General features: G+C 62.3%; 1 pseudogene. It reads left to right on the top strand.

The features are described 5' to 3' along the window. Positions 1 to 302, top strand: a pseudogene (locus AF337_RS44145) (hypothetical protein); the annotation flags it as partial.

The following is a 302-nucleotide window of genomic DNA, read 5'->3' as shown; positions in this document are numbered from 1 at the left end:
GCCCATCGTCACCGTCAGTCAGGAGGAGACGAAGGAATTCGAGAAAAGCCTGCCGGTGAGACGGATCACGACGACGATCACCATGCCGGACGGTCGACGCTTCCAGCTTCTCGGAGGTACGGCTGCACCGCTCAGCTGGATACCCATGCCGATCATCGGATGCTTTCTCAACTCCGGAGCGCCGAGCTGGGACTGCAGCGCGCAATTCACGCGAAACGGATTCACGTCCATCTTCTCGGGCGATAGCCCATACAAGGGCGATTCCACGGCGCTCGCCCGGGCTCTCGGCCTCAAGCCCGTGG

Origin of the sequence: Rhizobium ecuadorense (assembly GCF_001187535.1) — a bacterium.
In the GTDB taxonomy this organism is placed as follows: domain Bacteria; phylum Pseudomonadota; class Alphaproteobacteria; order Rhizobiales; family Rhizobiaceae; genus Rhizobium; species Rhizobium ecuadorense.
The sequence above is the reverse complement of the archived record's forward strand: the minus strand, read 5'-3'. Positions and strand labels throughout refer to the sequence as shown.